Annotated in this window: 8 protein-coding genes and 1 tRNA gene; 5 read left to right on the top strand and 4 right to left on the bottom strand. The window is 37.7% G+C overall.

All coding sequences use genetic code 11. From position 1 onward, the window contains the following. Window positions 1-262: 262 nt before the first annotated feature. The 5 genes from AMDU4_RS04550 to AMDU4_RS04530 all read left to right on the top strand — a co-directional run bounded on the left by AMDU4_RS04550 (window position 263) and on the right by AMDU4_RS04530 (window position 4826). Complete coding sequence (locus AMDU4_RS04550; protein WP_021786795.1) at window positions 263-499, top strand: hypothetical protein; 237 nt, start codon at window positions 263-265, stop codon at window positions 497-499. 888 nt (window positions 500-1387) lie between these two features. Then, window positions 1388-2122, top strand: a complete 735-nt coding sequence (locus tag AMDU4_RS04545; protein ID WP_021786804.1) for a hypothetical protein — start codon at window positions 1388-1390, stop codon at window positions 2120-2122. A gap of 614 nt (window positions 2123-2736) precedes the next feature. Further along, complete coding sequence (locus AMDU4_RS04540) at window positions 2737-2955, top strand: hypothetical protein (RefSeq protein WP_021786802.1); 219 nt, start codon at window positions 2737-2739, stop codon at window positions 2953-2955. A gap of 50 nt (window positions 2956-3005) precedes the next feature. Further along, entirely contained in the window at window positions 3006-3233 is a 228-nt protein-coding gene (locus AMDU4_RS04535; RefSeq protein WP_021786801.1) for a hypothetical protein, read from the top strand. Between the two features lie 48 nt (window positions 3234-3281). After that, window positions 3282-4826: a transposase gene (locus tag AMDU4_RS04530; protein ID WP_021786800.1), complete on the top strand. Its 1545-nt coding sequence runs from the start codon at window positions 3282-3284 to the stop codon at window positions 4824-4826. A 254-nt stretch (window positions 4827-5080) separates the two neighbouring features. On the opposite strand, the gene AMDU4_RS04525 is transcribed toward AMDU4_RS04530, so the two are convergent. The 4 genes from AMDU4_RS04525 to AMDU4_RS04510 form a co-directional block, all read right to left on the bottom strand. Further along, on the bottom strand, window positions 5081-5275 hold the full coding sequence (locus AMDU4_RS04525; protein ID WP_021786799.1) for a hypothetical protein: 195 nt from the start codon (window positions 5273-5275) through the stop codon (window positions 5081-5083). Between the two features lie 2 nt (window positions 5276-5277). Continuing rightward, window positions 5278-5350 (bottom strand) — tRNA-Gln (locus AMDU4_RS04520). Between the two features lie 63 nt (window positions 5351-5413). Continuing rightward, window positions 5414-6061 (bottom strand): DUF1641 domain-containing protein, encoded by a 648-nt coding sequence (locus tag AMDU4_RS04515; protein ID WP_021786798.1) that lies wholly within the window; start codon window positions 6059-6061, stop codon window positions 5414-5416. 6 nt (window positions 6062-6067) lie between these two features. Continuing rightward, the coding region (locus AMDU4_RS04510; protein ID WP_021786797.1) for an NAD(P)/FAD-dependent oxidoreductase at window positions 6068-7294 on the bottom strand (1227 nt) is incomplete at its 5' end.

Below are 7294 nucleotides of genomic sequence, written 5' to 3'. Positions count from 1 at the left end.
ACAATGGATGAGTTTAATAAGTTAAAAGACGCACTAAAATAATAAATTTACGAGTAAATTAACAGGAAAGCTCCGATCTTTGGAGGGGGGATGAATTGAGACTGTTTTGTCGGGAATGACCCAGTATGCATACTGAGGAAAACTTTCTGTTACTCACCGAGATACATTATGAACTAGACTTTTGCATTAATTATATTCACACTTAACAATTTAATATTGAAATTCGAAACGGTTAAGAATTTGCCGTGCGTTTGTGTGACATATGGAAATCCCAGTAGTGAAGAACCGAGAAATTCTTGATGGACTTTTGATCAATTACAGATCAGCATTTCCTGAAATCAGACAGTTCAGGCACTTCTCTGAACTAATCTCTGTCTTGAATAATTCAGAGAAAAGAAGCGTAGCCCATCTCAACTCCATCATATCAGATCATGCGAATCAGTCGAACATGAACAGGTTTCTTTCCTCCAAAATAGATGAGGATCTCATATTCCACTGAAACGTCAATCCTATCAACACCATGGGGGAGGAAAGAATAAAGAAGATGCGGGGTGGATATCTGATCGCTTCACTGGAAGTTAAAAAAAACCCCTCTAACCTGTTATAAATTGATAAAAATATGCAAACCGATGCTATATTGTAACATTTTAAACTGGTGCAAGCCATGTAAAGGAAGGGAGATGCTGATGAATAATTCACTACCCTGTTCAGTATACACAAAAGAACTGGTGGAATATGCAAACAGAATAAGAGATGCCCAGAAATTGTTGTCGGAAAGTAAATTGATCAAAATTTTTACAACTAAATGAGCAAGAAAGCCACTGAACCTACGATGTGGATGAATTAGGAAATGATTATATCGATTCATGCAAGGAAGAATCAGAAGTTAATCCATTGGATAAGTCCTGAAAAATGGCATTATGGAGATTTCTTCCATGAAATCCTCCATAAGAGGTTAGGAACGCCTCTATGTTCCGGTTAGATAATTATACAAATAAAGGTGTGTCCCAATCGCACGTAGACAGGGATGTGTGCAAAGGGAGCACTGATACCCCTAAAGAGACAACGCTGTAACCGACAGTGACCTTAAGACTTAGCAATAAGTTCTTGTAAAACCGTCAGGGCCGTGAGGAATGAGGGCGAATACAAAGCAAGGGTGAGAGCCTCCTTTCGTTGATGAGAGTATGTCAGATCGTAACGTCTTAACTGTAAATCGATACACATATTTTTTCTATATGGCAATATTCCGTGTAGATCATCTTGATCTATTCCCATAATGGTGTTATGGTTAAAATCATTATACAAGATAATGCAAATGGTTTTCCAATAAATTATTTATCAATATTACTATCGAAATTTATATATATATTCATGTATTAATTTCATTATGGATCGAAAAACTATTATAGCATTTTCGTTTGCTACTAATAGGTTAGGTGCTGGCCTTGTAGGATTGGTTTACTATAACCCAGAAATCCATAGTGATAATTATAATCATATAAATATACCCAAATTGGGACATTATGTTCATGAATATAATTTAAAGGATGCAGGCAGTGTAAGCCATAGAAGCACATTTAGAAATGAAACACCTGCAACAAATGGAAGCAATACAACAGGCAATAATACAATAATTATGAATTATACATTCTATAGAGGAAATAATAATGTAACTGGAGAACTTTTAAACGTGTACGTTAATGGAAAATTGGAACATAGATCATTACTAATCAACAGCACAGAATTAAATAATAATTTTACAGTGGTACCGTTATATTCTAAATCAGGAAACTATAATGTAACTGTATTAAATACCAATACTACTAATAATACAAAGAATGCAACAGGCAATAATCCCAATGTATATGTAGATCTTCAGGCAATCTTTTCATATGGTTACGGAGGGGAAGCACTTGCATTTAACCAGTATATGACAGGATTATTATTTGCTGTAGTGAGCGCTGGAGCTGCACTAGCAGCTATTGCAACTGCTGGTTTGGTTTCAGGGATACTGGCTATAGGGGCAACTGTAATTGGTCTATATGATTGGTGGGGTGGGGGAAATGGTGTGTTTTTCTTTGTGCATACATATGCATATATATGCATGGATAAATTCAACTAATAAAAAGGTACTACAAAATGACGTATAAAATTACGGATCATATCCTGTAACTTTATATAATGGTGATTTACAATGAAGAAAAATCCCGTGGAAATATGCAATCGTTTTTGTCATTTTATTATTCCTGCTAGTTATTATGCAGTTGGTCTCACTTCTTACACCATATAATTTAATGGGTAAATCCATTATTTGTGTATAGTGCAATATTTTCCGCATGGTGTGCCGTTGGTGTAGGTATATATGGAACATATTTTGCGTCAAAACTAAATAAAAAGGGAGATACTACAAAATGACCTTAAAATTACGGATCATATCCTGTAACTTTATACAATGGTGATTTACAATGAAGAATAATGCCCGTGGAAATATAGAATCGTTATTGTTATTTTAACATTGCCTATGCTGGTTACGCAGTTAGTCTCATTTCTTACACCATATAATTTATGGGTAAATCCATTAATATCGTTTAGTACAATATTTTTTATTATGTGCGCCCTTGGTGTGGATATATATGGAATGTATATTGCGTCAAAACTAAATAAAAAGGGAGATACTACAAAATGACCTTAAAATTACGGATCATATCCTGTAACTTTGTATAATGGTGATTTACAATGAAGAAAATGCCAATAAAATATGCAATAATTTTTGCCATTTTATCATGGCCTCTGCTAGTTATATCCTTGGTCTCATTTCTTACTCCATATAATTTAATCGTAACTCCGTTATTTGTGTATAGTGCAGTATTTTCCGCATGGTGTGCCGTTGGTGTAGGTATATATGGAACATATTTTGCGTCAAAACTAAATAAAAAGGGAGATACTACAAAATGACCTTAAAATTACGGATCATATCCTGTAACTTTATACAATGGTGATTTACAATGAAGAATAAAATCCCGTGGAAATATAGAATCGTTATTGTTATTTTAACATTGCCTATGCTGGTTACGCAGTTAGTCTCACTTCTTACACCATATAATTTATGGGTAAATCCATTAATATCGTTTAGTACAATATTTTTTATTATGTGCGCCCTTGGTGTGGATATATATGGAATGTATATTGCATTTAAACCTGATTTCCCGCTTTTTACCACCATTATATTTTAACTGAACCCATAGTTCTCACAGTTTCTGGCATAGAAATATTTAATAATCATGGTGGTATTTACCATCATTACAGGAAAGGTTCAGAAGATCAGGAAGACAGTCAACGGGTCTGTTTACGTATATGAGAGAATTCCATACTATGATCCAGCGATCAGGAACACAAAATATCATTACAAATACGCTGGAAAGGAAGATAAGGGCGAAGTAAGGAAGGTTAGGTCAGTACTGCCCAGAAGATCACTTGTCTATGGCCCATTCATTCCCATAATGGACATTGTGAAACAGCTTAATATTCAGGACATGCTGAAGTCCTACCTTACCGATGGGGAAAGCCAGAAGGTTATTGCACTGGCAATATCAAAGGTTGTGAGGCCATTGCCCATGTCATCCATACCGACATGGTATGGGGGGACATATCTCTCCACTGTATATCCTGTTAACCTGGACTCACAGAGAAACAGTGAACTCATGGAGAAGATTGGTTCCTCTGATATTTATCGCAGATTCTCGCAGGACTTAATAAAGAAGCTGCATCCAGGCAATTCCCTTCTCTATGATATCACATCAATAGCATCATATTCATCCGCATCAATATTCGAGTATGGGCATGCAAAGGATCATCCTGAACTTGAGCAGATAAATCTCAGCCTTGTCATGGAGAGGGACCGCCATCTTCCATTATCCTTTGAGATATATCCGGGAAGCATTCCTGATGTTACAACACTGAAAAGGGCTGTGAAACAACTACAGCCAGTCATTTCAGATATTGCACTGATACTTGACCGTGGCTTCTTCTCCATGGACAATCTCAGGCTCCTCAAAGAAGCGGAATATATCATCGCAGCATCCTTCATGAGGAAGGAGGTGAAAGCAGTATATTCCAGTGCATCAAAAACAGTGGACAGGGCAGACAATGTGATAATGTATGAGGGATACCCAATATTCTGCAAGAACATATCATTCTCTATGGAGGATCTGGAACTCCATGGCTATTTCTACCATGATGTCAGGAGGGAGAGCGATGAACGAGCCGATCTGCACAGGAACATAATGGAACGCAGGAAAAGGATAGAGTCACTGCAGGTGAGGAGGGGAATTAAAAAGAGCATAGAATCTATTGCAGGTTCATACATGAGGTATATCACATACAGGATTGAGAATAATGCTACTGTTACAAGTGCAAGGGACAATGCCATATCTGCTGCAGAGAACAGGATGGGAAGATTTTTACTGGTATACAGGGGAGAATACTCAGGATCCGGCTGCCTGAGTGTATACAGGCACAGGGATGCCATAGAGAAGGCATTTCGTGTACTCAAAACTGATATGGATATATTTCCACTCAGGGATCATAAGGAATCCACCATACGTGGAACAGTATTTGTGTTCTTTCTTTCACTTCTAATAAGATCAGCTCTGAGAAGGGGTATGGAATCCACTAAACTCAATGAGAAATACTCAATGGAGAGAATGTTCCTTGAGCTTGAGAAACTGCATATGGTAGAGGACCAGAACGGTGACCTTAAGGAACTGGAGAGAACGAAAAAACAGAAGGACATACTGGATCTACTGAACTCAGTATCATGGTGGTAAAAGTAGGGAGTTCAGGATTTAAACTAAATAAAAAACGAGATCCTGAAAGATGAGCTTATTGTAATCATTTTTAATGCAACTATCTCAATAAAAAGCGGTTAGAATATCGTTGCATATGCAATTATGTGTATAAGTATTGTCCTTCAAATCGGTCACTTTTGGGACTGGTACACTCATTAATGGTGGATATAAATGAGTGGTGGAGAGCTGGAAGGGTTTTTAAAATTGTTATGATTAATGGATAATCTAAAGCGTTATCCTCCAGAAAATATTTCAAGAAAAACTAGATGGTCTTCTGGATTTACCAGTACATCAGAAGTGGCAGGTAGCCCGTTGAGTATTGCAACAAATCCTTCCTCATCGATATTTATAATATTATAAATATTCCTGAGCTTTTCACTTTTGTCCAGTTGGAGTTTTCGTTTTTCCTTTCCTATTATTTCTATCATAACAGCTCCGGGCAGATTCGAACTGCCGTCATCGGATCCAAAGTCCGGAATGCTTGTCCACTACACCACGGAGCTCTAATTACCATAATTATGAATGAATATTAAAATGTGTTGCGAAAATATATTTAAAAATTGTTTTTATTTTTTGGCGGAGCAATTGAATTCATCACTGCATGTCCTTCCCAGGCTTCTCAATATGGAAAAGACGATTCCGAGCCCTTTCTGTGCATCCTCATCTTTCATTGCACGCAGAGTTCCCATCATTCCACCCACTGGTGTGACAGTATCGGTTTTGATTGCATTTTCCACTGCCTTTATCATGTTAACATAATGTGGTGCAACACTCAGGTCAAGTCGGCCTAATGACTCTAAAATTGGTTTTTCATTCATGATCAGGTTCATGGTAAAATCGTTGGATAGAAGTCCCATAACCATGCCCATTGCATTGTCATCCTGTAATATGCCAAGCACAGGATCAAGAAGTCCTTTGTTCTGTATTACTGTGACCATCTCAAGAAGATTGCTCAGAGCCTTTACATTCTTCTCCTCTGACATGATCTTTAATAAGGTCATTACAGAATCTGTTTTAGTTGTAAGGGATAATACATCGTCGCTTGTCAACAGACCGAATACTGTTTTTAAGGTTTCATCGTCACTCAATATTCCGGATATTACATCCAGAAATCCAAGGTTGTCAAGTTTTTTTATTAGCTCAACCGCCCTTGTCAAACTGGAAATATATTCCGGTTTCATCAATTTTTCTAACTGTTCATCTTCTGACATCATAATTATTCACCAGCTTGCTAGATATTTGTCAAGTGCCATATCTCCATTTGTCCACATGAAGTATTTAGTAAACAGTTCCTTCTTTATATGGTTTGTGGCTGATGGTTGTGCTATCTTCTTATCACCGCCATAGAATGTTGTATCATTCACGGCTATAGCGAATCCTTCCAGTGGATTGTCTGCTATGCATACAATTTCTGGGGTGTATGTCTCTATTTTTGTGGGGACACCAAGCCTGTTAGCAAGATCCTGTATTGCAATCCTGGAGGTTTGCACAGCGAGGAATCCAAGCTTTGGAACCGTTATCTGATTTGAATCGCCACATGAGTAAACATTGGGATATTTAACAGATCTCATATGTTCGTCAGTAACCATGAATCCTCCATCATCGAAAAGATCAGGTGTTGAATTTTTCACTGCGTCATTGGCTTCATATGGGGGCAATATAACTGCAATATCTGCTTTTATAGTCTTTCCATCTTCTCCCACAATTTCATCTTTTTTGATTTCCTTTACGCGGAAATTCCATACCGTGTCAAAGCCAGCCTGGCTATACATAGTTTTTACTACTCCCCTTGTTTCCTTTGATATATCTGTGAGTACTTCTTCTCCCGGTGAAAATATTGTTATGTGGGTTTTATCCATAACCCCCTTCTTCTTAAGGAAGGCAGGAATCATTAATGAAAGCTCAAAAACTGGCCCCTCACATGCAGAATCTGCAACGGACGCCCAGTTTGTTGGGTATTTTCCTCTTGGTGTAAGTGTTCCCTGATAGAAAATGCCAGATCCTATTGCTATATTTCCACCCTCGAATTTCTCTAATCTTTCATAAAGGGCTGTTGCAAAATCTGGTTCACAGGCACTTGCCCCATATTCATCCCAGCCCTTCAGGTGTTCCACACCAAGTTTTGCCCCGAATGCAACTACTAGGTAATCATAAGTAATATTTTCCTTTTTACCGTCCGGTGTTGAATATTCCACCTTATTCTTTTTTGCATCTATTGCATTTACCGTTCCTAATATAAATTTAATTCCCTTTGCAGGCAAAGCCGTTGTAAGATCCACCTCTAGATCTTCTGCTTTATAGACACCGATGCTGACATGGGGCATTCCTGGTCTGAATGCGGCGTATGGAGTGTTATTTATTAATGTTACATCTATCTTATCCCCAAGCAATCTCTTTGCTGTATAAGCTGCCGTCAATCCGGCAAACCTTCCACCTAAAACAAGTAA

It is taken from the genome of Ferroplasma sp. Type II (assembly GCF_000496155.1).
The sequence above is the reverse complement of the archived record's forward strand: the minus strand, read 5'-3'. Positions and strand labels throughout refer to the sequence as shown.